The following is a 25001-nucleotide window of genomic DNA, read 5'->3' as shown; positions in this document are numbered from 1 at the left end:
TTCCTGCGGTAGGCTGTTTTTGTGTGTCTTCCGGTCCGGCCGGGCTGGCGCGGGGCAAAGCCGCACTTGGCCTTGCCCTTGCTAATCCATATCTTAGGCCTGTCGCGATTTTCCGCGAACCTTAGGCAGCGCGCAACCTCCCAAGCCCGGGTCCCCTGTTTTCCTCCCCGCGGGGAGACGAGGATATTCTACGAAAGTCCATGAAAGCACCGCGAAAAACCACCCCCCGCAAGGCCAAGGAGCCGGAGCTCAATCTGCCGTTTCCCAAGGACGACCGCCGCCTGATCGTCGTGCGCGGCGCACGCGAGCATAACCTCAAGAACGTCGATCTCGTCATTCCGCGTGACAAGCTCGTGGTCTTCACCGGGCTTTCGGGCTCGGGAAAATCCTCGCTCGCTTTCGACACGATCTATGCCGAGGGCCAGCGCCGCTATGTCGAATCGCTTTCGGCTTATGCCCGCCAATTCCTGGAAATGACGCAGAAGCCTGATGTCGATCAGATCGACGGGCTTTCGCCGGCGATCTCCATCGAGCAGAAGACCACCTCGAAAAATCCGCGTTCGACGGTCGGCACCGTCACCGAGATCTATGATTACATGCGCTTGCTTTGGGCGCGCGTGGGCATTCCCTATTCGCCGGCGACGGGTCTGCCGATCGAGAGCCAGACGGTGAGCCAGATGGTGGACCGGGTGCTGGCGCTGCCCGAGCGCACGCGGCTCTATCTGCTGGCCCCGGTCGTGCGCGGCCGCAAGGGCGAATATCGCAAGGAAATCGCCGATTACCTGAAACGCGGCTTCCAGCGGCTGAAGATCGACGGGCAATTCTACGAGATCGCCGAGACGCCGGCGCTCGACAAGAAGCTGAAGCACGACATCGAAGTCGTGGTCGACCGCATCGCCGTGCGGCCGGATCTGGCGGCGCGGCTTTCGGAAAGCTTCGAGACCGCGCTCGAACTCGCCGACGGTATCGCCCTTATCGAATATGCCGACGAGAAGGAGGACAACGGCAAGCCGAAGCAGATCGTCTTCTCGTCCAAATTCGCCTGTCCCGTCTCCGGCTTTACCATCTCGGAGATCGAGCCGCGGCTGTTCTCATTCAACAATCCCTTCGGCGCGTGTCCCGAATGCAGCGGCCTCGGCAGCGAGGAGACGGTCGATCCGGAGCTGATCGTGCCGGACCCGAAGCTCACTTTGCGCAAGGGCGCCATCGCGCCCTGGGCGCGCTCGACCTCGCCTTACTATCTCCAGACGCTCGAATCGCTCGCCAAGCACTACAAGTTCCGGCTGGATACGCCGTTCGAGGCGCTGCCTGAACATATCCAGGAAATCCTGTTCTACGGGTCGGGAGAGGACCCGATCCGCTTCTCCTACAACGACGGCCTGCGCTCCTATGACGTGAAGAAGCCCTTCGAGGGCATTATCAGCAACCTCGATCGGCGCTATCACGAAACGGAAAGCGATTGGGCGCGAGAGGATATCGCCCGTTTCATGACGGCGACGCCGTGCAAGGCCTGCAAAGGCTATCGGCTGAAGCCAGAGGCGCTGGCGGTGAAGATCGCGGGCAAGCATATCGGTCAGGTCGCCGAACTCTCGGTCCGCGACGCGCGCGCGTGGTTCGGCACGCTGCCGGAAACGCTCGACGAGAAGCGCGTTGAGATCGCCCGCCGCATCCTGAAGGAGATCAACGACCGGTTGACCTTCCTCATCGATGTCGGGCTGGATTATCTGACGCTATCGCGCGCCTCGGGCACGCTCTCCGGCGGCGAGAGCCAGCGCATCCGGCTCGCCTCGCAGATCGGCTCGGGCCTCACCGGCGTGCTCTATGTGCTCGACGAGCCCTCGATCGGGCTGCACCAGCGCGACAACGCCAAGCTGCTCGAAACCTTGCGGCGCCTGCGCGATCTCGGCAACAGCGTCATCGTCGTCGAACATGACGAGGATGCGATCCTGACGGCCGACCATGTCGTCGATGTGGGGCCGGGCGCCGGCATCCACGGCGGCGAGATCGTCGCGCAGGGCACGGCGACGGAGATCATGGACGATCCGAAGTCGCTGACGGGGCAATATCTGTCGGGCCGTTTGCAGGTGCCGGTGCCGCGCACGCGGCGCAAGCCCGATCCGGCGCGCAAGCTCAAGATCGTCGAGGCGACGGGCAACAATCTCAAGGATGTCTCGGTCGACATTCCGCTTGGGCTTTTCACTTGCATCACCGGCGTTTCCGGCGGCGGCAAGTCGACGCTCATTGTCGATACGCTCTACAAGGCCGTGGCGCGCAAGCTCAATGGCGCAGTCGAACATCCGGCGCCGCATAAGGCGATCGAGGGCCTGCAGCATCTCGACAAGGTCATCGACATCGATCAATCGCCGATCGGCCGCACGCCGCGCTCCAACCCCGCGACCTACACCGGCGCCTTCACGCCGATCCGCGAATGGTTCGCCGGCCTGCCGGAAGCGAAGGCGCGCGGCTACCAGCCGGGGCGCTTCTCCTTCAACGTCAAGGGCGGGCGCTGCGAAGCCTGCCAGGGCGACGGCGTCATCAAGATCGAGATGCACTTTCTGCCGGACGTCTATGTCACCTGCGATGTCTGCAAGGGCACGCGCTATGAGCGCGAGACTCTGGAAGTGAAATACCGCGACAGGTCCATCGCCGACGTGCTCAACATGACGGTCGAGGAAGCAGGGGCCTTGTTCAAGGCAGTGCCCCCGATCCGCGAGAAGATGGAGACTTTATCGCGCGTCGGCCTCGGCTATATCAAGGTCGGGCAGCAGGCCAACACCCTATCGGGTGGCGAGGCGCAGCGGGTGAAGCTCGCCAAGGAGCTTTCGCGCCGCGCGACCGGGCGCACTCTCTATATTCTCGACGAGCCGACGACGGGTCTGCACTTCCACGATGTCGCCAAGCTGCTCGAAGTGCTGCACCAGCTCGTTGAAGGCGGCAACAGCGTCGTCGTCATCGAGCACAATCTCGATGTCATCAAAACCGCCGACTGGATCATCGATCTCGGTCCCGAGGGCGGTGACGGCGGCGGCACGATCGTCGCGCAAGGCACGCCGGAAGATATTGTGAAGGTGCCGCGCAGCCACACCGGCCATTACCTGAAGCCGGTCCTGGAGCGCCGCCCCGCGCCCCGGAGGAATGCAGCGGAATAGACCCTGCCTAGCATCGCCTGCATTGGTCTATTCTTGGGCATTTACACCGAGTAAACCATTCAAATTATCTCATCCTCTTTCTGTTTTCCTCTTATAACTTCTTAAACATAAATATTCTTAGTTTTGGGGCGTCGTAGTTCTCGAGCCCTTCTCATGATCTTTGATTTGTTGCGCCGGTTTTCGCGTCATCGCGCGGGAACCGTATCGATTATCGGCGCGCTAACACTCCCTCTGCTTCTCGGGTTTGTGTCGCTCGCCGGCGAGTTCGGCTATGGGCTCGTGGTTAAGGTCGAGAACCAGCGGACGGCAGACCTCGCGTCCTTTGCTGCCGCGCTTGCCTATTCATCGACGAATTCGACGACGACGATGACCTCCGTCGCGCAGAATGTCGCGGCGCTCAATGGCATTGGCGCGTCGCAGACGAGTGTCGGTCTCGTGTCCTCGCCCAGAACAGCGGGCGACCAGGCGGTTTCGGTCAATATCCTGCGCAATGACGTGCTGCTGCTCGCCCCGATTCTACGCTCCGGCTCGACGTTGCCGGTCTCAAGCCAGGCGGATGCGCAGCTCGCGGCGGCGCCATCGGCCTGCATTCTCGCGCTTTCCGGCAGCGGCACCGGCGTGACGCTCAGTGGCGGTACGTCGGTTTCGGCCGCGTCCTGCTCGGTTTCATCCAATGCGACGGTCAGTGTCCCTTGCGGGACGTCGATCACCGCGAAGTCCGTGAGCTACAATGGCACGACGCCAACTCAGCCTTGCAGCGGCATTTCCGGCTCGCTCGTCAAGCAGACGACGGCTGATCCGCTGGCCTCGAACACGGCTGTCACAGCTTTGCAGACCCATGCAAATTCGCTGTCTTCGCTCAGCGCGCCGGGCGCCCCCAATGTTTCAACCGGCACCCTGCTGGAATTTGGCTATAGCAACCAGAGCACGACCCAAAGCGCGCTGACCACAGCGGGCTGCTCCTCGTCCTACACAAATTCGGGTGGCTCGTGGACAGTGACCTGTCCCAACGGCGGCACATATACCTTCGCAGGCGTTGTTGTCGACGGCGGCGTCAGTGTCAGCTTTGCCGCGGCAACCACGGCCGCAACCTTCAACTTCGGCCCAGGCAAATCCTCGGGCTGCAATGGTGGCACGTTCAGTATTTGCAACACGGGCTCGACGCTTACGTTCGGCGGCGGAACCTTCAACATCAGCCGGGGCATTATGACCGGCGGCGGCACCACCACGACTTTCGGTGCCGGCACATTCAACATCGGGTCCGCAACCTCGTCCTGTAGCGGCAGCGGGGGCAATTTCAGCGTTTGCAACACAGGCACGACGCTGACGTTCGGCGGCCCCAGCACTTTCGTCATCGCCGGCGGTATCTATAATACCGGCGGCTCGACGCTCACGATGGGCAGCGGCTCGACCAACAGCTTCAACATCGGCCCGAGCAGCAGCGGCTATGCGGTCCTTGTCGGCGGCGGCTCCAAGACGACTTTCGCCGACGCGACTGGCAGCGGCGATCTCTTCCAGCTTGTCGGCAATCTGAGCGCGCCGAACGGCGGCACCTGCATGACGATCAGCGCAGCCGCGCAGCATGATATCGACGGCTATTTTTCGACGGCGGGCGGCACAGCGCTGGGGGCGGGCGTCTATTCCGTCTACGGCTACATCGCCTTCGGCGCCAATGGTGGCGGCGACGTAAGCTGCAACGGCTCGACGATCGGTGTCTCGGGGACCGGTGTCACTTTGGTCATGGCGGGGCAAAGCACCGTATCGGGTTCCTCCTGCACCAGCGCCGTTTTCTGCGAAGGCGCCGGCTTCAACAATATTTCCCTTTCGGCTCCGACATCGGGCACGGATGCAAATCTCGTCATCATCGGCCCATCGTCAGCTACGGGCGGCGCCTATTTCAGCGAAGGGGCGAGCAATACGCTGCTTTCCGGCGCGCTCTACTTTCCCAAAGGACCGATGGCGCTGAGTGGCGGCGCCAGTGTCGGCAACCAGACCGGTCAATGCCTGCAGGTCATCGCCTCGCAGATCACTCTTTCCGGCGGTACCCATCTGACGAGCAATAGCTGCATCAGCTCGTCGGGGTCCGCCCAAGTCGAGCTCGTGCAATGAACAAAATCGCTTCCTTCCTTCGGCCGCTATCGGCGGTAATTTTCGCATGGGCACGGCGGCCGATGGCCGACCGCGCGGGCGTCTCGGCGGTGGAGTTCGCGCTTCTGGCGCCGATTTTCTGTCTCCTCCTCGCGGCGGCGGCGGATTTCGGCGGCGTGCTCTATGTCAAATTCGGTTTGGAAAGTGCGGTTTCGGCGGCCGCCAATTATGCGCTGCTGAATGCGTCGAACGTCAATTCGACGAACGGCGGCGCATTGGCGACCAACCTTGCCACGATCGTCGAAAGCGAGCGGGCGGCGAACTGGGCGAACGGGAGCATTATCGTCAACAACGGCCCCTCGGCCACGATCAATTCAGGCGCCATCTCGTCGGGCGGCACGGCGGCGAATGCCAATGTTTGCTATTGCCCGACAGGGTCGGGCGCGTCCGTCACATGGGGCGGGGCGGTGACGTGTGGATCGACCTGCGCCAGCGGAGGCCTTGCCGGCAAATTCATCTCGATCGTCGCCACCAGAGTCTACAGCCCGATGTTCTCGTCTTATGGCATCGTCAAGAACGGCGCGATTTCCTCCACCGCGGTCGCGGAAACCCAATAAATGAAACAGCTCTTTGGCCGCTTTGCGAGATGCCGCTCGGCGGCGACCGCGGTCGAGTTCGGCATGGTTTCCATGCCGCTGCTTCTCTGCATTTTCGGAATTATCGAGTTTGGCCGGCTGATGTGGACGCGCGAAGCCCTGCAGCAGACGGCGATCGCCGGCGCGCGCTGCATGGGTCTCGTGCAGAACGCCTGCGGTTCGGCCGGGATTTACAGCTCCTCGCTGGCGACGAGTTACGTCGAGTCTCAGGCCGCTTCCTGGGCGATCACCCTCGGCGCCACGAACGTCACATTGAATGCGAATGCGACCTGCGCAGGCCTGACCGGCTTTTCGCAAGTTTCGATCGTCTACACGTTCAACACGGTCGTTCCGGCCTTGATCAAGGCACTCGCGGGCGGAACCCAGCTCTCCGCCACGGCGTGCTTCCCAAACGCGCAGTCCTGACTGGCGATTTGCTCTTGCCCCATGCGTATTCGACATGGGTTGATTGAAAAATTCTATGGCTTTCCAATAGATAAGCGAAACACAAGGCGTTTGGCGCCCAATGGCTCGGAAGATGGTCAAGCAACGGCCATTAAATCATGCGTTGGCTGCATAACAGCGCCGCAATATTCAAAGTTCTGCTGCGCCGCAAAAGCATTTAATAAAATTTCAGTTCCGGTTTCGCCGCGCTTCGAGACAGTTTTTTTCAGTGCGTTGAAACCGGGTTTGCCGCGAAAGCTCGTTCCCGCGACTCGCGTGCTAAAACGCCCGCCGGTTCCTCCTCCTCCCTCCGGCGGGCGTTTTCTTTTCCAAAAACCAGCGCGCACCGCTCAGTCAAATACGACACGATTGACGACCCAAGGGCCCAGCGTGCCGCCGGGGTGACTGTGGCTCAACAAAAGGCAAACGATTTTCTGTTTGGCCAGAAAATCCGGCTGCGGAAAATAATCGCCAAAAGGTGACGCGAAGAACCGTGACGCGATGCCGAGGTTCTCGGCCAGCCAGTCCTGCGCAAGCGCCCATTCATCGGCAAAGCGTGCTGGCGTGTGGGCGGCAGGATCGAGATGCGTCCAATAATGATTTTGAATGTCGACGCCGGCGTCGCGCAGTTCGCGGAGCTGCGGGACGGTCAGGCTTTGCAAATAGTCGGGAATGTCGAGGTTCGTCACTCCGAGCGCCTGCCGCAACTCTTCGATCAGCGCGTGACTTTCCTGCGGGTCATCGTGCAGGCGCAGCAGGCGCTTGATCTCCGCGCGGAGGCTATCCTTCTGACGAAACGTCAGCAGCCACCAGGTCTTGCCGCGCAAAGTCACTTTGCGTTTGCGTGTCTGGTCAAGCAGCCAATGGAGCGCCGCGAAGGCATAGGCGCGGCCGTCTGCGACCTGCCAGGGATTGACGAATAAAGTCACCGCATGACCGAGCCGCCGAGCCAGGAGGGCCGCCTGCGCCGAGGCGACAGTCGCGTCGTCGATTGTCAGGGCATCGCCTTTTCCGGCAAGCGCGTCTGCGAGCGGCACCAGCTTCTGTTGCGTATCGAGGCGCGCCCGGACGCGATCTGCCGGAGTCATGTTTCGATGGCTGAACAGCTTCGCATCGACGCGATCGATGACCCCGTGCAAGGCATATATGTCGCTCAATTCCGCCTCGCTTGGCGTGACTTCGCCAACCGCTCCCGCAGTTCGATGGCAAGCGCGGTTTCGACGGAATCATCGCGCAAGAGCCTGGCGTAAATGGAATCGCTTTGGTGTTCTTCCAGGGGAAGCAGATACTCGCGCCGCCGCGGCAGGCAGATCAATGCTAGATTCGCCGTCGCGGCCTCGAGAGCGAAATAAAGATCGAGCATGTTGACGTGCGGCCAGGTGCGCACATCAAACCGCAACATCTCCGTGTCGAACATCACCGTCCCGGTGCCGAGGACGTCTACATGGCGCGCTTTCGGCAGGGCGCCGGCGAACCAGATCGTTTCGCGGCTTTTCGCATAGCTCGTGAAGGGATCGAGCAAAACCGAGCCGTGATATCCGACGATTGCGCGACGCTGGCGAGCGGTAAGGGCTTCGCTCGTCCTGCGGACATAGTCTCGAGGATAGGCGATGTCATCATCAACGCCGAGGTAAAGGCAATCGCTCTTCTCCAGTGTCAGCCCGAGAAACTTGCCGTTGCCCTGCAAGCCGGGAACATCGCGCGATAAGATTGGAACGACGCGCGGGTCGTCTTTTGCGGCTGCCGGAACCGCATCGTGTCCATCGAGATAGAGGTAAAGCCGATCCACCTGGCCGATGACGGAATGAAAGGCCGTGGGGAAAGTGTGGGCGCGGCTGGGCATGGTGGCCATGCCAGCGACGACCGGCGGCATTTCGTGATGCGCGCCGAGGGAAGTGAAAATACGCTTTGTCAGCCGGATCATCACTCAGATCGTCAGAATATCAATATTGTGAATATCGATCGAACTATAAAGCTAATGGCTCCATATCACCCGCGCGCATGAAGCGGAAGGCCCTCGCACTCTGCTCATGCTCCGATCTTATCCTGCGGAGAGAATTTATTTCGCGCCGGCTTTCAGCAATTTGTAGGTGATCGCATCGACCAGCGCCTGGAACGAGGCGTCGATGATATTGGCCGAGACGCCGACGGTCGACCAGTTCTCGCCGCTGCCGTCGCTGAATTCGATCAGCACGCGCGTCACCGCATCGGTGCCACCCTGGAAGACGCGGACACGATAATCGACGAGTTCGAGATCCTCGATGAACGGCTGATATTTGCCGAGATCCCGGCGCAGCGCGAGGTCGAGGGCGTTGATCGGCCCGTTGCCTTCCGCGACCGAGATCGACGTGTCCTCGCCGATGCGCAGCTTTACCACCGCTTCCGAGACAGTGACGTATTCGCCCTTGGCGTTATGGCGGCGCTCGGCATTGACGCTGAACCGCTCGACCTCGAAATAATCCGGCACCGTGCCAAGGCTGCGCCGCGCCAGCAGCTCGAAGGAGGCGTCGGCGCCTTCATAGGCATAGAACTGCGCCTCTTTCTCTTTCACGTCTTCGAGCAGGCGGGCGAGGCGGGGATCGTTCTTGTCGAGCGCGACGCCAAGCCGTTCGAGTTCGGCCAGGATGTTGGATTTCCCGGCCTGGCCGGAAACAAGCAGGCGGCGCCGGTTGCCGACTGCCTCCGGCACGATATGCTCGTAGGTCGCCGGGTCCTTCATCACCGCGGAGGCATGGATGCCCGCCTTGGTTGCGAAGGCCGAGGCGCCGACATAGGGCCGGTGCCGGTCCGGCGCGCGGTTCAACAATTCGTCGAGCGTGTGGCTGACCTTGGTCAGCGCGGCGAGCTGCTGATGCGACACGCCGATATCATAAGCCTCGGCATAATCCTTCTTAAGCAGCAAAGTCGGGATGATCGAGACAAGATTGGCGTTGCCGCAACGCTCGCCGAGGCCGTTCAACGTGCCCTGAATCTGCCGCGCCCCGGCACGCACCGCCGCCAGCGAATTGGCGACGGCATTCTCGGTGTCGTTATGCGCATGGATGCCGAGGCGGTCATGCGGGATGTGCTTCGCGACTTCGCCGACGATGCGCTCGACCTCGTGCGGCAGCGTGCCGCCGTTGGTGTCGCAAAGGACGATCCAGCGCGCCCCGGCCTTATAAGCCGTGCGCGCGACGTCCAGCGCGTAAGCGGGATTGGCTTTGTAGCCGTCAAAGAAATGCTCGCAATCGAGCATGGTCTCGCGCCCGTGCTGCACGGCGAGTTCGACGGACTGCGCGACGCCGGCGAGATTGTCTTCCAGCGTCGTGCCGAGCGCGACCCGGACATGATAGTCCCAGGCCTTGGCGACATAGCAGATCGCATCGGCCTCGGCGTCGAGCAGGGCGGCGACACCCGGATCGTTCGAGGCCGAGCGGCCGGTGCGGCGGATCATGCCGAAAGCGGAAAATCGCGCGTGCGCGAACTTTGGCTTCTTGACAAAAAATTCCGTGTCGAGCGGATTGGCGCCGGGATATCCGCCCTCGATATAATCGACGCCCAAGGCATCGAGCAACGCGGCGATGCGGCGTTTGTCGTCGAGCGAGAAATCGACTCCCGTCGTCTGCGCCCCATCGCGCAGGCTCGTGTCGTAAAGATAGAGGCGCTCGCGGCTCATCGGCTTTGGCCCCCCGCATCGAGCGCCTTGGCCATTTTCGTATTGGCGAGCCATTCGCCGTCGAGGGCGATGCTCTGCCGGGCCTGCGGCGTGAAGCCGAGCTTCTCGAAAAAGGGCAGGGCGGTGTCGCTCGCATCGACATTGAGGATTTTGGCGCCGCGGCCGCGCGCCAGCGTCTCGGCCGCATTGGCGAGGAAGGTGCCGACGCCTTCGCCGGCCACCTCCGGCCGTACAAAGAGCATATCGAGGAGGTCGTTGCCTTTGAGGCTGACGAATCCCACAGGTTCGCCCTCGCGCAGGGCGAGCAAAGTCGTCTGCGCGGCGAGGCGCTTGGCGAAGCTCGCTTCGTCATCGGCGCGCGCGCTCCAGGCGGTGCGCTGCGCCTCGTCGTAATCGTCCCGGGTCAGATCCTCGATCGCGTCGCGGAAGATTTGCGCGACGGCGGCGGCATCCTGCGGCAGGAACGGGCGTAGCGCTGGCTTGGCGGCCGTGCTCATCGCTTCACCTCCCAGCTCGTCGTGCCGTCCTTGTTGTCCTTCAGCACGATGCCGAGGCTGATCAATTCGTCGCGGAGGCGGTCGGATTCGGCCCAGTCCTTCGCCCGGCGCGCGGCGAGCCGCGCCTCGATCAGGTTTTCGACATGGCTTTTGTCGAAGAGGATGGGCGCCGGGTTCCAATCGGAAAGCTCGGACTGAAAGAGGCCGAGAAAATGGCCGGAGGAGGCAAAGCGGGTGCCCGCCAGCGCCACGTCGCCCTCCTGCGCCTCGCGGTAAAGCCGGCGCAGTACGGTGATCGCCTCGGGCGTATTGAGATCGTCTTCGAGCGGGGCGAGAAATTCCGGCGCCAGCGTCGCTTCCGAGACGGCGAATTGCTTGGCGAGCGGATAGAACTTGTCGAGTTCGCGCTGGCTTTCGTCGAGGCTCGACAGCGTCCAGTCGATCGGCTGACGATAATGCGCCTTGAGCATGTTGAAGCGCACGACCTCGCCCGGCCAGTCCTTCAGCGCCTGGCGGATGGTGAGGAAATTGCCGAGGCTCTTCGACATTTTCTGGCCTTCGACCTGCAGGAAGCCGTTGTGCAGCCAGTAGTTGGCCATTGTCTTGTGGCCGAAGGCGGAGCAGGTCTGGGCGATCTCGTTCTCATGATGCGGGAAGACGAGATCGATGCCGCCCCCGTGGATGTCGAAGATCTCGCCGAGATATTTCCAGCTCATCGCCGAACATTCGAGATGCCAGCCGGGGCGGCCGTAGCCCCAGGGGCTTTCCCAGCCCGGCTCGTTCGGCGCGGACGGCTTCCACAGCACGAAATCCGTGGGGCTTTTCTTGTAGGGTGCGACCTCGACGCGCGCCCCCGCGATCATCTCGTCAAGCGGCCGGCGCGACAGCTTGCCGTAATCTGGCATCGACGGCACGTCGAAGAGCACATGCCCCTCGGCGACATAGGCGTGACGCGCCAGCAGCAGCCGCTCGATGAGCGCGATCATCGCATGGATATGCTCTGTCGCGCGGGGCTGAAACGTCGGCTCAAGGCAGTAGAGCGCCGCGGCATCGGCCTGGAAGATCGCATTCGTCTCTTCGGTCAGGTCACGGATCGAAATGCCGCGCTCGGCGGCGCGCGCGTTGATCTTGTCGTCAACGTCGGTGATGTTGCGGACATAGGTGACATGCTCCGCGCCATAAAGGTGGCGCAGCAGTCGGAAAAGCACGTCGAAGACAATGAGCGGCCGGGCATTGCCGATATGGGCGAAGTCATAGACCGTCGGCCCGCAGACATACATCCGCACGTTGTCCGGATCGAGCGGGACGAACTCCTGTTTCTGCCGTGTCAGCGTATTGTAGAGCTGCAAAGACATAGCTTCCCTTCAGCAGCCTTGGCTGGCCGGGGAGGACTGTTCTGAACTCGGGATGAGGACGAGACGGCTCCGGCCAGCGCGAGGCTAGCGAATAATAATCCGGCAGGGACGGATATAAGAGCACATCATGCCCGGGACCATGCTTGAGAAGCGAATTGGGGTCAAGGCGTTCCGAGGGGAAAGCTTAACCAAATTTTAGAGGCGCTCGGCCAAAAATGGCTGGCGTGCCGGATTTTCGATTCCTGCACTTCGCACGCGCGGACGCGGGGTACCAGTCATGCGCTCAGGTCATTTGGGGGGCGTAATGACGTTTATCGTGCGCGATTACCGGCGGATATTGCCGCTCGGTCTGTCGATTCTGGCTGGGCTGATCGCCCTGGCAGCGATGCGCACCGAGGCCCGCGCCGCGGGCACCAAGCAAGCTTTTGCCAGCCAGACTTTCGTCATCCCCGCCGACGACGGCTACGGCACGCGCGATTGTCTCGGCAAGGATAAGGCCTGCGGCGAGGTCGTCGCTTCGGCTTGGTGCGAGGCGCATGGCCTGGCTGCGCCGATCGCCTATGGCCCGGCTTCGGACGTGACCGGCGCGACCGCCGGCGCCAAGCCGCTGAAGCTCGACCCGAATTCCTTCATCATCACGTGCCGCGAATAACCTGCCGGGAATAACGCCGTGCAAGGCGAAGATCGCCTAGAGCAAGGCCTGCACGGCAAGGCCCGCGGCGAAAATCAATCCGGCATCGCGATTTGAGCGAAAGACTCTGAGCGCCGAGCGGGGGTCGGCCGGATCGAGGCGGACAATCTGCCAGAGGAAATGCGCGCCGAGGCCGAGCCAGCCGACAAGCGCCCATCCGCGCGCGGCGCCAGCGGTAAAAAGCGCGACGCCGATCAAGCCGAAGGCGACGACATAGAACAGGCCGACCGCCTCGCGCACGCGGCTGCCGAACCGCAGAGCGGTCGATTTCACCCCGGCGATCAGATCGTCCTCAATATCCTGCAGTGCATAGATCGTATCGTAGCCGATCGTCCAGCAGATGCCGCCCGCATAGAGGAAGACAGCCGGCCACGTGAGGCTCGCCATTTCCGCCGCCCAGCCGACCAATGCTCCGAAGGCGAAGGCGAGGCCCAGCACCGCCTGCGGCCAGAAAGTGACGCGCTTCATCAACGGGTAGACGGCGACGATGGCGAGCGAGGCGGGCGCCAATGCGATGGTGAAACCGTTGAAGCAGAGGAGAACCGCCAGCCCCACCAGCACTTGCGCGCCCAGAAACAGCGCCGCCGCGCGCCCGCTGATGCGGCCCGAGGCGAGCGGCCGATTGCGGGTGCGCTCGACTTTGGCGTCGATGTTGCGATCGAGGATGTCGTTATAGGTCGTGCCGGCCCCGCGCATCGCCACCGCGCCGATCAGGAACAGCGCGAGATGCCAGAAATTGGGCGGCGCATGTTTCACATTGCTGGCGAGCAGCGAGGCCCACCAGCACGGCAGCAGAAGCAACCACCAGCCGATCGGCCGGTCGAGCCGCGCGAGCTGGATATAGGGCTGCCAGCTCGGCGGCGCATAGCGAAGCAGAGAGAGCCCGGCGGCGTCGGGCAGGCTGGCGCTGGGCGATGAATTCATAGAGGTCCGGCGGGTAGTTTCTGGCCGCCGAGCAGCGAGTCGCCTCCCGATTCCTGGTTTTTCTTTTCCTGGGCGGCGAAGGCGCACGCCTTGCCCGCGATTTCCTTCGAATGACTGTAGCTCTTGCCGAGAGTCATGATCGCTTCGTCGGGGACGGTGCACCAATCCTTGTTCTTGCTTAGATAATCGAGCAGCGCTTTTTCGGCCTCGGCGAGGGCGCGGAACTTCGGGCAGGAGAGCGCCGGATCAAGCTGGCCTTTGGCGGAGGTTTTGGCCAGCTTGTTCAGCGCCTGGATGATGTCCATGCGCTTCTTGGACAGATTGCCGATATCCTCGCTGCATTCGGCGGCCTTGGCGGGTTGGCTCAAGCCGAGCGAAAGGGAGAAAGTCAGCGGCGCCGCCACTGCCGTAAAGGCTAGCCCGGCAAGGGCCAGAGCCGTCCCGCGGGTTCGGAAAAGCTCGATCATCGCTTACCCCGTAAAATGTCTTTGACTGTAAGATGTTGGTCTCATAGCAAAATCCCCTCGCAAGGGGCAAGCGCCCGATGACGGAGGGTGAATGACACGCTACGACTTCACGACCCGGCGCCTGTTCGTTGAGGCGCCGCTCGCGGCCGAGGCGCTGATCAGCCTGCCGGCGCCCCAGGCGCATTATCTGCGCAACGTATTGCGTCTTTCCGATGGCGCGGAACTCCTTGTTTTCAATGGTCGGGACGGGGAGTGGCGGGCAGCGCTGGCGCCGGGCGGCCGCAAGCAAACGAACCTGATCGTGCGCACCCAGACACGTGTGCAGGAGCCGCCGGGCGATCTTCACTATCTCTTCGCGCCGCTAAAACACACGCGGCTCGACTATGTGGTGCAAAAAGCCGTCGAAATGGGGGTGAGCCGGCTCCAGCCGGTCCTGACCCGTTACACACAGGCGGAGCGTCTCAACGCCGGGCGCATGCAGGCCAATGTCATCGAGGCGGCCGAGCAATGCGGCATCCTCGCCGTGCCGGAGGTCGCCGCGCCGCTGAAATTGGAGGCTGCGCTTGCGGCGTGGCCGGCGGAGCGGCTGCTGATCTTCTGCGATGAGGAGGCGCCGGTGCAAGACCCACTCGCGGCTCTGTCGGCAGCCGCAAAACATCGCCTGCCGCTTGCGGTGTTGATCGGGCCGGAGGGCGGTTTCGATGCGGCGGAGCGCGCGGCGCTGCTGGCCCTGCCGCATGTCGTGCAAATCTCGCTCGGCCCCCGGATCTTGCGGGCCGACACAGCGGCCGTCGCGGCTTTGGCGCTCGTCCAGGCAGCCCTCGGCGATTGGCGCTAGCTGCATTCGCGACATTGTGCGTTCACGAGATCGCGCGCATCTCCACGATATTGCCTCAAACTGCCCTTAACCACAGCCATAGAGAGTTTGATGCAAAGCGGTCGATCGATGCGTATCGCGGTCGCCGCTGGAAGAGATTGCCGGGGCTGAAATGCAGCCCGGCGATCCATTGATGGGACAACTCATGTCAGATCATACGCGCCTTCCTATTGGCTTGGTCTGCGTCGGTTCGAGTTTGTTGTTTTCTGTTTTCGTCACCCCGGCTTTCGCCTTCGGCCCCTGCGCGGCCTACGGGCCCGACTTCGCCCTTGTCGAGGGGACGCATAGCTGCGTGCGTATCGGCGGCCATGTCCGCGTGCAGTTCGGCGAGCCTGTCGCAGATTATCATTTCAGCGCCAACCACTTCGGCGCTGCTGCGACTTCCGCCGCGCTACGCAGCGATGGCGGGGGCTACTCGGATATCGTCGAGCCGCGCCATATGCGCGTCGATACGACGGAAGAATCGTATCGCTAGAGTTTTCTGAAGGCGCAGGATTGCTTCGGCTTCGGCGCGCGACGACGTGTCAGGCCTAGAAGGCGCATTCCGTAAAAGCCGGATCGACGCTCGTGTTCCACTTCGTCTTGAACAAGTGGATCAGACTCTCCGCCTGGCTTTTGCCCGATGCGACAGCTTCAAGCGGTTGCAGGAAGACGGTTTCATCTTGGCCCTTCTCGTCGCGGATGGCGCGTCGCGCAAGACCGCCGCGCACGAGCGCCAGAACCTCTTGCGCAATCTCCCGCAACGGGCGGTCGGCGATCTTGGCCGCGAGGCCGAGACGCGGCACCTCCGCGCGCAGAGCCTCGCGCTCGGCGGCGCTCCATCCCTTGACGATCTCCCAGGCGCTATCGAGCGCTTGCGTGTCGTAGAAGAGCCCGAGACAGAGCGCCGGAAGGGCGGTCAGGAATGTCTGAGGCCCCGCATCGGCGCCGCGCATCTCAAGATAGCGCTTCAGCCGCACCTCGGGGAAGATCGTCGAGAGATGGTTGGCCCAGTCCGCCAGCGTGGCGTGCTCGCCGGGCAGAGCCGCGAGCCGGCCGGCCAGGAGATCGCGGAAGCTCGCGCCGGCGACATCGTGATAGCGCTCGCCGCGTTTGACGAAATACATCGGCACATCGAGCGCGTAATCGACATAGCGCTCAAAGCCCATGCCGGGCTCGAAGGCAAAAGGCAGCATGCCGGTGCGCGCCGCGTCTGTGTGGCGCCAGATTTCCGAACGCATCGACAGATAGCCGTTGAGCTTGCCGTCGGTGAAGGGTGAATTGGCGAAGAGGGCGGTAATCACGGGCTGCAGCGCGAGCGCGACGCGCAGCTTCTTCACCATGTCGGCTTCGCTGGAAAAATCGAAATTCGTCTGCACCGTGCAGGTGCGGAACATCATGTCGAGGCCGAGCGTGCCGACCTTCGGCATGTAGCGGGCCATGATCTCGTAGCGCTGCTTCGGCATCATCGGCGCCTCGGCGCGCGTCCGCTTCGGGCTCATGCCGAGATCGAGGAAGCCGATGCCAAGGGGGGCGGAGACTTTCCTCAGGGCGGCGAAATACCAGTCGAATTCCGCCTTGGTCGCATGCGCGTTGGGGCGCGGAGCGCCCGAAAGCTCGAACTGGCCGCCGGGCTCGAGCGAGATGGCGCCATTGGCCTCGTCGTAAAGGCCAATGATATGGCCCTCCTCGATGATCGGCGCCCAGCCGAGTTCGCGCTGCATGCCTTCGAGCAAAGCGCGGATACCGCCCTGCGCGCCGCGGCCGGCATAAGGCACCGGACGCAAGTCCGCGCGATAGAAGGGAAGCTTTTCATGTTCGGTGCCGATGCGAAATTCTGCCGGCGGCCTGGCGCCGGCTTCACTCCAGGCAACAAGCTGATCGCGCGACGTAACGGGCGTCGGATCGGAAACGTCGCGGGCCATGAAATGCTTTGCTTTCGTTGATCTGTTGCGCGGGAGGGGATGGACTCGGTCAGGTGCATCCGGAAGACGTCGCGAGACTTATATTATGTAGATATGTCAGCTCTCTGCGTATTATCTCTCAGTTTCTACATCAGCCATGAGGGGTCGCCCGCTCCCCCTGCAGCGCATCGCAAAATAAGCGCAGCCGGATCGGCCTGCAATGGGAGTGTCACCGCATTTTGTCCAAGCCGGCCAGAGGCGCTGCCGCGAAGATGGGCGAGTTATCTCGGGAACCTATAAGTTTGAGAACGGCCGCTTAATATTTTTTCCATGGCTCCCCGGCAGAGTGGAGGAGGGAGAGCTCTATGAATTTGATTCGGCGGTTTATACGAGACGAGTGCGCGGCCACCTCGATCGAATATGCTTTGATCGGCTGCGTCATTTCGGTCGTCATCGTCGCCGCGGTGCGCGCCGTTGGCGTGGCGCTGCAGAGCAAATTCTACGGCCCGATCAGCTCGAATTTGTCCTAGGGCGGCGCGCTCCGCAGCTTCCGCATTCCAGAGCGCGCCGGCCGCAGGTTCAGCGGTTGCTGTTGAGAATCTTGCCGATCTCGTCCTGCAAGCCCGATTGCGAGATGTTCGCCGGCAGATTGCCGGTCTGGAACATACTCGTCAGCGAGCTAAGCGCGGAGCCGAGCGAGGAATTCGCCGGAGCGGCGCCAGCCGGGGCATTACCAGCTCCGCCGCCTCCGAGGAAACTGCTCAGGATGTTCGTCAGCGTGCCGAGAAGGCCGCCGCCGCTGCTGGCGCTCGTGCCACTCGCCGACCCCGTCGCGCCGCCGAGGATCGAGCCGAGATTGCCCTGTTCTGCCGCGCTCGCCAATTGGCCCAAAGCCCCGCTGAGCCCCTGATTGCGGAGCGAGGCTGCCAGGCCGCCGATCGCAAGGGAGGCCACAACCGGCAGGATTTGCAGGAGAACGTCGGGGCGAATGCCGGTCGCCGCCGAGGCTCGTTCCACGATTTGTTGAACGATGTGATTGGAGCCGAGGATTTGCGACAGCGTATCGCTGCTTTTCTGGGTCGCGTCCGGCGATGGTGTCGCGCTCGTATTGTTGAAGGACGCTTGATGGGCGCTATCGGTCGCGGCCGAGATGACCGAGCCGAGCGTGCTGGGGTTGGTGGCGGCCTTGGTCAGGCCGGCGGAAATGGCGGGGATCAAGGCCTGAACGGCCGCTTGCGCCTGCTCCGGCGAAAGGCCGAAGCGCTGAGCAATGTTGTCGATCGCCTGGCCGCCCTGCGCACTTTGCAGAATATCACTCAAGTTAAACATGCATGAACCTCCTCGCTGCCGGTCAATTTTGCCGCCCCCGTGTCGCGCGCGGCAATCCTACGTTGTTGATTGCGAATTTGCGAGAGGTGACCTGAAGCAGCCGGCTCCACCATGCACACGATCGCGTGCCGCCCCATAGCGGCAACTTATGACATTGATTTTACGTACATTTCGAGTCGCCCTAATGGGCTTTCTTGCCGAAGATGAATTGCTGTGGGTTTTCCTGGATGGACCTGATGACCACGTCGAGGTCCTGCAGGGTCTTGCGGCCATCGACCGCGAGGCCCTCATACTGATGCAGGCCGGTGCTGCTGAAATGATTGAGGTTGGCGGTCAATTCCTTGGTGCGCGTATCGAGGTTATCCGCCAGCGTGTGGATCGATTTCGCCGCTTCGGCGACCTCCTCGAAGGCGCCCTTCGAATCCGTCGTCTTGAAGAAGCCGTTGAGGCTGGTCAGCACGGTGTCGACCTTGTCGGCGGCCTTGTTGAGCTTCGCGGAAAGCTCGGACAGGTCGTTGATCATCGACTTGACCTGATTGGGGTCGATGGCTTTCACGACATGGTCGCTGTCGTCCGCGAGCGTCGCCAGTTTCGCGGAAAGGGGGCCGATTTCCTTGCCGACCTCTGTCATCGCGGAGAGGAATTGCTTCACGCCGTCCGAATTCGCGGCGAGCGCGTCGGAGAACTTCTCTATATTCTTGATCGAGGCGTTGAGCGGCGCCGAATTGTCGTCGAGCAGCTTGTTCGCCTTGGTCAGCAGGTCGGAGGCCTGCCCGGTGATCGAACGCGCGGCTTCCATCAAATCCTGAAAGTTGGAGTGTTCGGCGATGATGACCGGCGGCCCGTTCGCCGGCTTCGGCAGTAACGGCGCATTGACGTCGCCGCCCGAGAGCGCGACGGATTGCACGCCGGTGAAACCACTCGATTCGAGGCGCGCCTTGGTGTCGGCGCGCACCGGCACGCGCGCATCGACGTTGATCAATGCGTAGACATGCGCGGGGTCTTGCGGCATCAGGTTGATCTCGGTGACCTCGCCGACGCGCACGCCGTTGAAGAGTACGAAGCCGCCGCGTCCGAGGCCGGCAATCGAGCCGGTAAAGATCACCTTGTAGGTATGCGTGCCCTGCGGCTGGCTGGTTCCCGAAAGCCAATAGACGGTAAAGAATCCGATCGCGACGATCGCCAGGGTAAAGGCGCCGATCAGAGCGTAATGGGCCCGCGTTTCCATGAATCCTCGTTCTTCAACGCAACGGCAGGGGCGCCGCGCGCACCTGCGGTCGCGAGGCCGCGTCCGCCTGCCGGGCACGCTTGCCGTGGAAATAATTGCGCAGCCACGGATGCTCCGAGGCCAGCATGGTGCTGATCGGCCCCGTCGCGATCACTTTGCCATCGGCCAGGGCGGCGACACGGTCGCAGACCGCGTAAAGGCTGTCGAGATCGTGCGTGACCATGAAGACGGTGAGGCCGAGGGTCTTCTGCAACGTGGCGATCAATTCGTCGAATTCGGCGGCGCCGATCGGGTCGAGGCCGGAGGTGGGCTCGTCGAGAAACACCAGTTCCGGGTCAAGCGCCAGCGCGCGCGCCAAAGCCGCGCGTTTGATCATGCCGCCGGACAATTCGGAAGGATATTTGTCCGCGGCGTCGGGTTCCAGACCGACAAGCTCGATCTTCAGCATGGCGAGTTCGTCGGCGAGGCGCCCTGTTAGCCGCAAATGCTCGCGCAGTGGCAATTGCACATTCTGCTTCACCGTGAGACCGGAGAACAATGCGCCCATCTGGAACATGACGCCGAAACGCCGCTCAAGCCGTTTGCGGGTCGCCAGATCGAGCGTGTCGAGATCGGCGCCGAAGACTTCGATCAAGCCGCGTTGCTTCGGCGTCAGGCCGAGAATGGTGCGGGTCAAAACCGATTTGCCCATCCCGGAGCCGCCGACAAAACCCATCACTTCGCCCTTGCGGACATCAAGGTCGAGACCGTCGAGGATGATCTTGTCCCCGAAAGAGACGGAAAGGTCGCGCACCTTGATCACGAGCGGCGTGCTGGTCTCGGTTTGCAGGGGAGCGGGGAGAACAATCTCGGCCATGCTCAGAACCGGATCGAGCTGAAGAAGATGGAAAAGATGCCATCCACGACGATGACCATGAAGATCGATTTGACTACCGAGGCCGTCACCTGCCGGCCGAGCGATTCTGCCGAGCCGGTGACATTGAAGCCCTCGGTCGAAGCGATGAGACCGATGACGAGCGCCATGAAAGGCGCCTTGATGATGCCGACCCAGAAATCGCTCGTATCGACCGCGTTCTGCAAATGCGTGAGGAAATTCTCCGGCGTGATGCCGCCATAGCCCCATGCGACCAGCATACCGCCGAAGAGCGCGGCCGTATTGGCGACGATGGTGAGCGCCGGCAGCGCCAGGATCAGCGCGATGAGCCGCGGCACGACCAGAACCTCGATCGGCTGCAAACCCATCACATGCAGCGCGTCGATCTCTTCGCGCATCTTCATCGCGCCGAGTTCGGCCGTAATGGCGGAGCCGGAGCGGCCGGCGATCATGATCGAGGTCAGCAACACGCCTAGCTCGCGCATCGTCAACATGCCGACGAGATCGATGGCGTAAGTCGGCGCTCCGAAGCGTTGCAGCAGATAGATGCCGCGCTGGGCGACAATGCCGCCGACGAGGAAATTGATCAGCGCGATGATCGGCAAGCTGCGGAAGGCGAAATTCTCGAAATGGAAGATGACCGAGTTGCCGCGAAAGCGCGACGGCGTCAGCAGCGTGCGGCCGAGACTGGCGATCACCTCGCCGAAAAACGAGGTCGCATTGAAAATGTCGCGTCCGGTCGTGACGAGGCTTTCGCCGACATCGGCGGCAATCTCGAAGCCGAGGTTCTTGCGCTTCTGCGGGAGTTCGGGAAAGGTCCGGTAGCGCGCTTCCGACAAAAGGATTTGAAATTCGGGCCGCACGCGCTCGAACCGCGTTTCGATGCCCCAGTCGCGCAGATCCTGCCGCGTCCGGTCGATGAGAAAGGCGCCGGACGTATCGAGCCGTTCGACCTCGCCGAGATCGAAGACTGCCTGCGCCGCGCCGCGCGCCTCTGTGATGAGGGCTTCGACTTTGTCCTGAAGCGCCCGCGCGCCATCGATGGTCCAGCTTCCGGCGAAGCTGAAACGCAGGGCATCGTCAATTCGTGCGCTGGAAAAATCAGGGCTCTGCGGCATCGCCAATACTGGCCAAAGGCTCAAGTTCGCGCTGGGGTGTTTAATGCTGACTCACGGCAAAGTCGAGGCAAGCGCGCTCTTGCTATACGTACCCGCGCTCTCCCTCATTCCGCCGCGCGATGTGCGCTACTGCTAAGCCACGCCGCGTTCCAGGTTTCGAGATCGGCCGCTGCACGGGCGCTGAGCACGCGCTTCCTCGCGGCGGCTTTTTCCGGTCCGCGCAGGCGCTTGCCGCTCTCGGCTGTGACCGCTTCGGCCAGCGGTGGAAGCAGGCCGAAATTGGCATTCATCGGCTGGAATGAGGCGCGGCCCGCATCGATGACTTCAATGTGGCCGCCGGTGATGTGATTGATGAGCGCGCCAAGCGCAGTGGTCGGCGGCGGCGCTTCAAGCGGCAGATCGAGACGCTCGGCGGCGGCAAGCCGCCCGGCAAGCAGGCCGACGGCGGCGCTTTCCACATAGCCCTCGCAACCGGTGATCTGACCGGCGAAGCGCAGCCGCGGTTCGGCTTTGAGCCGCAATCGCGCGTCGAGCACTTTCGGCGAATTGAGGAAGGAATTGCGATGCAGCCCGCCGAGCCGCACGAAATTCGCGTTTTCGAGGCCGGGGATAGTGCGGAAGAGCGCCACTTGCCCGGCATGTTTCAGCTTGGTCTGGAAGCCGACCATGTTGAACAAAGTGCCGAGCCTGTTGTCTTGGCGCAATTGCACGACGGCATAGGGCTTTTTGCCGGGCTCATGCGGATTGGTGAGGCCGAAGGGCTTCATCGGTCCGTACCGCAAGGTCTCGCGGCCGCGCTCGGCCATGACCTCTATCGGCAGGCAGCCGTCGAAATAGGGCGTGCCCTCGAATTCCTTGAAAGCGGTCTTCTCGCCCGCGATGAGGCCATCGATGAAGGCTTCATAATGTTCGCGCGAGAGCGGACAATTGATGTAGTCGGCGCCGTCGCCTTCCGGCCCGACGCGGTCGTAGCGCGACTGAAACCAGGCTTTGGTCATGTCGATCGTCTCGCGCTCGACGATGGGCGCGATCGCGTCGAAAAAGGCGAGGTCGGCTTCGCCGGTCAGGCCGCGGATCGCTTCGGCCAGCGCCGGGGAGGTGAGCGGGCCGGTGGCGATAATCACCTGATCCCAATTGGCCGGCGGCAGGCCCGCGATCTCGTCACGGACGATGCTCACCTGCGGATTGGCCTCAAGCTGCTGGGTCACATGCTGCGCGAAGCCTTCGCGGTCGACCGCGAGCGCGCCGCCCGCCGGCACCTTATGCGCATCGGCGGCGGCGAGGATGAGCGAGTCGAGCCGCCGCATCTCGCGATGCAGGATGCCGATGGCGCTCGTTTGCGGATCGTCGGCGCGGAAGGAATTCGAGCAGACGAGTTCGGCGAAGTCGCCGCTCTGGTGCGCGGGCGTCGTTCGCGCCGGGCGCATTTCGTGCAGCACCACCGGCAGGCCGAGGCGGGCGATCTGCCAGGCGGCTTCCGAGCCTGCCAGACCCGCGCCGATGACATGGACGGGTTTCACAGCCGCGGATCGATGGAGGTCTTGGTGCGGCCAAGGACGGCTGCGCGTCCCGCCGCCGCTTCGAGCATCGGCAGAATATCGTCGACGGCTTCGGCAACGAGATAGCGCACTTCGAAGTTCGACTGGATGAGCCGGTGCGCGCGCATATGGGCGAAGAGATCGAGCAGGGGACGCCAGAACCCGCCGATGTCGGCGAGGAGCACCGGCTTCGTGTGACGTTCGAGCTGTACCCAGGTGAGCTGTTCGACGAGTTCCTCCAGCGTGCCGACGCCGCCGGGCAGGGCAACGAAGGCATCGGCCTTCTCGAACATCAATTGCTTGCGCTTGTGCATGTCGGGCACGACGATCAGGTTCTGTGCCTCTTCAAGCGCAACTTCGCGGTCAGTCAGAAATTGCGGGATGATGCCGGTCACAAAGCCGCCGTGGGCGAGGGCGGAGCGGGCGATCGCGCCCATCAGGCCGGTATTGCCGCCGCCATAGACGAGCCCGATATGCGCTGCAGCAAGAACACGTCCGAATTGGGCGGCCGCCTCGATATAGAGCGGCTCGGCCCCTTGCGAGGAGCCGCAATAGACGCAGACGTTGCGGATGAGGCCCGCGGTCGGCGCGATGAGGGAGGAATCTTCCAGGTCGATATTGGTCATGCCGCGCTTGTCGTCCTCATGCTGGGATGGGTCAAGGAGTTCCCATAAAATACAAATCTGGCGCGGAAATCGGGCGGCCTGAACCTTTCGCAAGAGTTGGCGCAGGGCGCGGATAAAAAACTGCTGAACAGTTTTTACGTTCGGTTCTAAAGCTCCGATTTCGCTTCCCTATTCGCAGAAAGGCGTTAAATGGGCGAACAAAGGGGGACGGACAAAGTATCCGTCGGGAGGACACTGCCGATGAAGCGTTCGCAGTTTGTGGCTCTTCTCTTGGGCGCCGCCGTCGTGGCTGTCGGCGCGGCCCTGGCTTGGCGCGCGCATCTCCTTCAGACTCCAGTGTCGCAGCCGCTGCCAATCGCCGGCATAGTCCCGCCATCAGGCCACGCGCCGGAGGCCGCCACGCTCACCGTGCCGCCGGCGCAGGTCGAGCCCGCAAAGCCACAGCAACAGATCGACGAGGCCGCGATCCCACCCGAGGGGCCGGTGGCGCGGCCCGCAGCCGCCCTGGAGCCGGCACCGCCGCAATTCGACACCGTTCGGGTCGAGCCGTCGGGCGATGCCGTCGTCGCCGGCCACGGGCAGCCGAACGATCAGGTCGCCTTGCTCCTCAACGGTAAGGCGATCGCCAATATCGACGCCGATGGTGCCGGTAATTTCGTCATCGTCCCGACGCCCCTCGCGCCCGGCAATTATGAGCTGACGCTGGAAGCCCAGCGGCCGGGCGAGCCGTTGCGCCTGTCGCGACAGGTTGTCACCGTCTCGGTGCCGGCCAAGGGGCAAAAGAATCTCGTCGTTGCCGTCGCCGAGCCGGGCAAGCCAAGCGCGGTGCTAGCCGATACCGCCGCGCCGCCGGAGGCCAAGCCCGCTAACGCTACGGGGGTGACGCCGGTGCCTTCGGTGAGTTTCAAGACGACCGAAGTGGATCGTGACGGGTTTTATGCGACGGGCGCGGCGACACCCCCGGGCGAACGTGTGCGCATCTACCTCAATGGCGCGCCGCTTACGGCGGTGACGGCGGCGAAGGACGGGCACTGGTCGCTGACGGTCAAGAAGGGGCTTGCACCCGGCCGCTATGTTGCGCGCGCCGATGCGCTCGATACCGGCGAAAAAGTCATCGCCCGCGCCGAAGTCAACTTCGATGTCCCGGTTCTCGCCCCGGTAAGCACGCCGTCCGCAGCCGCTGCGGCGCCCGCCGCCGCGCAAGCGCCGGTTCAGCAAGCGCCGGTTCAGGAAATGGCCAGCAACGCCGTAACTCCCCCCGCTGCCGCTTCAGTCAATGATGCCATCGTGCCGCGTGTCGATACGGCCACGGTCGCGCGCGGCGACAGCCTGTGGCGGATCAGCCGCAAGCTGTTGGGTCATGGCATGCGCTATACCTCGATCTACGAGGCCAATGCCTCGCAAATCCGCGACCCCGACCTGATCTATCCGGGCCAGGTCTTCGTCATGCCAAAGACGCAATAGAGAGGCGATAGCGGCGCTCGGCCGCGAGCTTTCGCGAACCTGCCTGGGGTTTCGAGCGCGGCTGCCTATATGGAGAGCAAAGGCTCGAAACAGGCCGCGCGCGCCATCCGTCAAAAGAGAGACATGCTACAGAAAACTCCCGATTCGCTCGCGAAACCG

General features: G+C 62.8%; 24 protein-coding genes. 9 read left to right on the top strand and 15 right to left on the bottom strand.

What is annotated here, in order from left to right; all coding sequences use genetic code 11:
* Positions 1-200 precede the first annotated feature (200 nt).
* From uvrA to CWB41_RS15060, 4 genes are all read left to right on the top strand, one after another.
* Positions 201-3149, top strand: coding sequence for an excinuclease ABC subunit UvrA (uvrA, locus tag CWB41_RS15075; protein WP_115836168.1), 2949 nt, complete (start codon positions 201-203; stop codon positions 3147-3149).
* A 153-nt stretch (positions 3150-3302) separates the two neighbouring features.
* Complete coding sequence (locus CWB41_RS15070; protein ID WP_115836169.1) at positions 3303-5258, top strand: pilus assembly protein TadG-related protein; 1956 nt, start codon at positions 3303-3305, stop codon at positions 5256-5258.
* Between the two features lie 62 nt (positions 5259-5320).
* Positions 5321-5854: a TadE/TadG family type IV pilus assembly protein gene (locus CWB41_RS15065; protein ID WP_115836170.1), complete on the top strand. Its 534-nt coding sequence runs from the start codon at positions 5321-5323 to the stop codon at positions 5852-5854.
* Positions 5855-6298, top strand: coding sequence for a TadE/TadG family type IV pilus assembly protein (locus tag CWB41_RS15060; protein WP_115836171.1), 444 nt, complete (start codon positions 5855-5857; stop codon positions 6296-6298). It begins immediately after the preceding gene.
* A 116-nt stretch (positions 6299-6414) separates the two neighbouring features.
* Here the strand turns inward: CWB41_RS15060 and CWB41_RS15055 are convergent, their stop codons facing one another.
* From CWB41_RS15055 to cysS, 6 genes are all read right to left on the bottom strand, one after another.
* Positions 6415-6663, bottom strand: coding sequence for a hypothetical protein (locus CWB41_RS15055; protein ID WP_129396523.1), 249 nt, complete (start codon positions 6661-6663; stop codon positions 6415-6417).
* Between the two features lie 3 nt (positions 6664-6666).
* Positions 6667-7473 carry a polysaccharide deacetylase family protein gene (locus tag CWB41_RS15050; protein ID WP_129396522.1) on the bottom strand — a complete coding sequence of 269 codons (807 nt, stop codon included), beginning with the start codon at positions 7471-7473 and terminating at the stop codon, positions 6667-6669.
* Positions 7470-8240 (bottom strand): hypothetical protein, encoded by a 771-nt coding sequence (locus CWB41_RS15045; protein ID WP_115836173.1) that lies wholly within the window; start codon positions 8238-8240, stop codon positions 7470-7472. The genes CWB41_RS15050 and CWB41_RS15045 overlap by 4 nt, the downstream gene beginning before the upstream one ends.
* Positions 8241-8375: 135 nt before the next feature.
* A complete protein-coding gene (cimA, locus tag CWB41_RS15040) occupies positions 8376-9971 on the bottom strand; it encodes a citramalate synthase (protein ID WP_115836174.1) in 1596 nt (531 codons plus the stop codon).
* Entirely contained in the window at positions 9968-10468 is a 501-nt protein-coding gene (locus CWB41_RS15035; RefSeq protein WP_115836175.1) for a GNAT family N-acetyltransferase, read from the bottom strand. The genes cimA and CWB41_RS15035 overlap by 4 nt, the downstream gene beginning before the upstream one ends.
* On the bottom strand, positions 10465-11823 hold the full coding sequence (gene cysS / locus CWB41_RS15030) for a cysteine--tRNA ligase (RefSeq protein WP_115836176.1): 1359 nt from the start codon (positions 11821-11823) through the stop codon (positions 10465-10467). The genes CWB41_RS15035 and cysS overlap by 4 nt, the downstream gene beginning before the upstream one ends.
* 304 nt (positions 11824-12127) lie before the next feature.
* Between cysS and CWB41_RS15025 the strand changes: the two genes are divergently transcribed.
* Positions 12128-12475, top strand: a complete 348-nt coding sequence (locus CWB41_RS15025; RefSeq protein ID WP_115836177.1) for a hypothetical protein — start codon at positions 12128-12130, stop codon at positions 12473-12475.
* Between the two features lie 36 nt (positions 12476-12511).
* Here the strand turns inward: CWB41_RS15025 and ubiA are convergent, their stop codons facing one another.
* Positions 12512-13438: a 4-hydroxybenzoate octaprenyltransferase gene (gene ubiA, locus CWB41_RS15020; RefSeq protein WP_115836178.1), complete on the bottom strand. Its 927-nt coding sequence runs from the start codon at positions 13436-13438 to the stop codon at positions 12512-12514.
* Entirely contained in the window at positions 13435-13905 is a 471-nt protein-coding gene (locus tag CWB41_RS15015; RefSeq protein WP_245411224.1) for a hypothetical protein, read from the bottom strand. Before CWB41_RS15015 ends, ubiA begins: the two co-directional genes overlap by 4 nt.
* Positions 13906-13996: 91 nt before the next feature.
* Here CWB41_RS15015 and CWB41_RS15010 point away from each other — a divergent pair, with 91 nt between their 5' ends.
* On the top strand, positions 13997-14743 hold the full coding sequence (locus CWB41_RS15010; protein WP_115836179.1) for a 16S rRNA (uracil(1498)-N(3))-methyltransferase: 747 nt from the start codon (positions 13997-13999) through the stop codon (positions 14741-14743).
* A 235-nt stretch (positions 14744-14978) separates the two neighbouring features.
* Positions 14979-15257, top strand: a complete 279-nt coding sequence (locus CWB41_RS15005) for a porin (RefSeq protein WP_165203877.1) — start codon at positions 14979-14981, stop codon at positions 15255-15257.
* Between the two features lie 55 nt (positions 15258-15312).
* Here the strand turns inward: CWB41_RS15005 and CWB41_RS15000 are convergent, their stop codons facing one another.
* Positions 15313-16686 carry a glutamate--cysteine ligase gene (locus CWB41_RS15000; protein ID WP_115836181.1) on the bottom strand — a complete coding sequence of 458 codons (1374 nt, stop codon included), beginning with the start codon at positions 16684-16686 and terminating at the stop codon, positions 15313-15315.
* A gap of 344 nt (positions 16687-17030) precedes the next feature.
* Here CWB41_RS15000 and CWB41_RS14995 point away from each other — a divergent pair, with 344 nt between their 5' ends.
* Entirely contained in the window at positions 17031-17195 is a 165-nt protein-coding gene (locus CWB41_RS14995) for a Flp family type IVb pilin (protein ID WP_115836182.1), read from the top strand.
* Between the two features lie 49 nt (positions 17196-17244).
* Here the strand turns inward: CWB41_RS14995 and CWB41_RS14990 are convergent, their stop codons facing one another.
* The 6 genes from CWB41_RS14990 to CWB41_RS14965 form a co-directional block, all read right to left on the bottom strand.
* Entirely contained in the window at positions 17245-17994 is a 750-nt protein-coding gene (locus CWB41_RS14990) for a DUF937 domain-containing protein (protein WP_115836183.1), read from the bottom strand.
* A 181-nt stretch (positions 17995-18175) separates the two neighbouring features.
* Positions 18176-19222 (bottom strand): MlaD family protein, encoded by a 1047-nt coding sequence (locus tag CWB41_RS14985; protein ID WP_115836184.1) that lies wholly within the window; start codon positions 19220-19222, stop codon positions 18176-18178.
* A 13-nt stretch (positions 19223-19235) separates the two neighbouring features.
* Positions 19236-20078, bottom strand: coding sequence for an ABC transporter ATP-binding protein (locus CWB41_RS14980; RefSeq protein WP_181902955.1), 843 nt, complete (start codon positions 20076-20078; stop codon positions 19236-19238).
* Between the two features lie 2 nt (positions 20079-20080).
* Positions 20081-21214 (bottom strand): ABC transporter permease, encoded by a 1134-nt coding sequence (locus CWB41_RS14975; protein ID WP_115836185.1) that lies wholly within the window; start codon positions 21212-21214, stop codon positions 20081-20083.
* A gap of 104 nt (positions 21215-21318) precedes the next feature.
* Complete coding sequence (trmFO, locus tag CWB41_RS14970; RefSeq protein WP_115836186.1) at positions 21319-22734, bottom strand: methylenetetrahydrofolate--tRNA-(uracil(54)-C(5))-methyltransferase (FADH(2)-oxidizing) TrmFO; 1416 nt, start codon at positions 22732-22734, stop codon at positions 21319-21321.
* Positions 22731-23378, bottom strand: coding sequence for an LOG family protein (locus CWB41_RS14965; protein ID WP_115836187.1), 648 nt, complete (start codon positions 23376-23378; stop codon positions 22731-22733). Before CWB41_RS14965 ends, trmFO begins: the two co-directional genes overlap by 4 nt.
* Before the next feature lie 240 nt (positions 23379-23618).
* Between CWB41_RS14965 and CWB41_RS14960 the strand changes: the two genes are divergently transcribed.
* Entirely contained in the window at positions 23619-24842 is a 1224-nt protein-coding gene (locus tag CWB41_RS14960) for a LysM peptidoglycan-binding domain-containing protein (protein ID WP_165204393.1), read from the top strand.
* Positions 24843-25001 lie beyond the last annotated feature (159 nt).

The organism is Methylovirgula ligni, assembly GCF_004135935.1.
GTDB lineage: Bacteria > Pseudomonadota > Alphaproteobacteria > Rhizobiales > Beijerinckiaceae > Methylovirgula > Methylovirgula ligni.
Note: the sequence above shows the minus strand (reverse complement) of the source record. Positions and strands in the feature narration are given on the sequence as shown.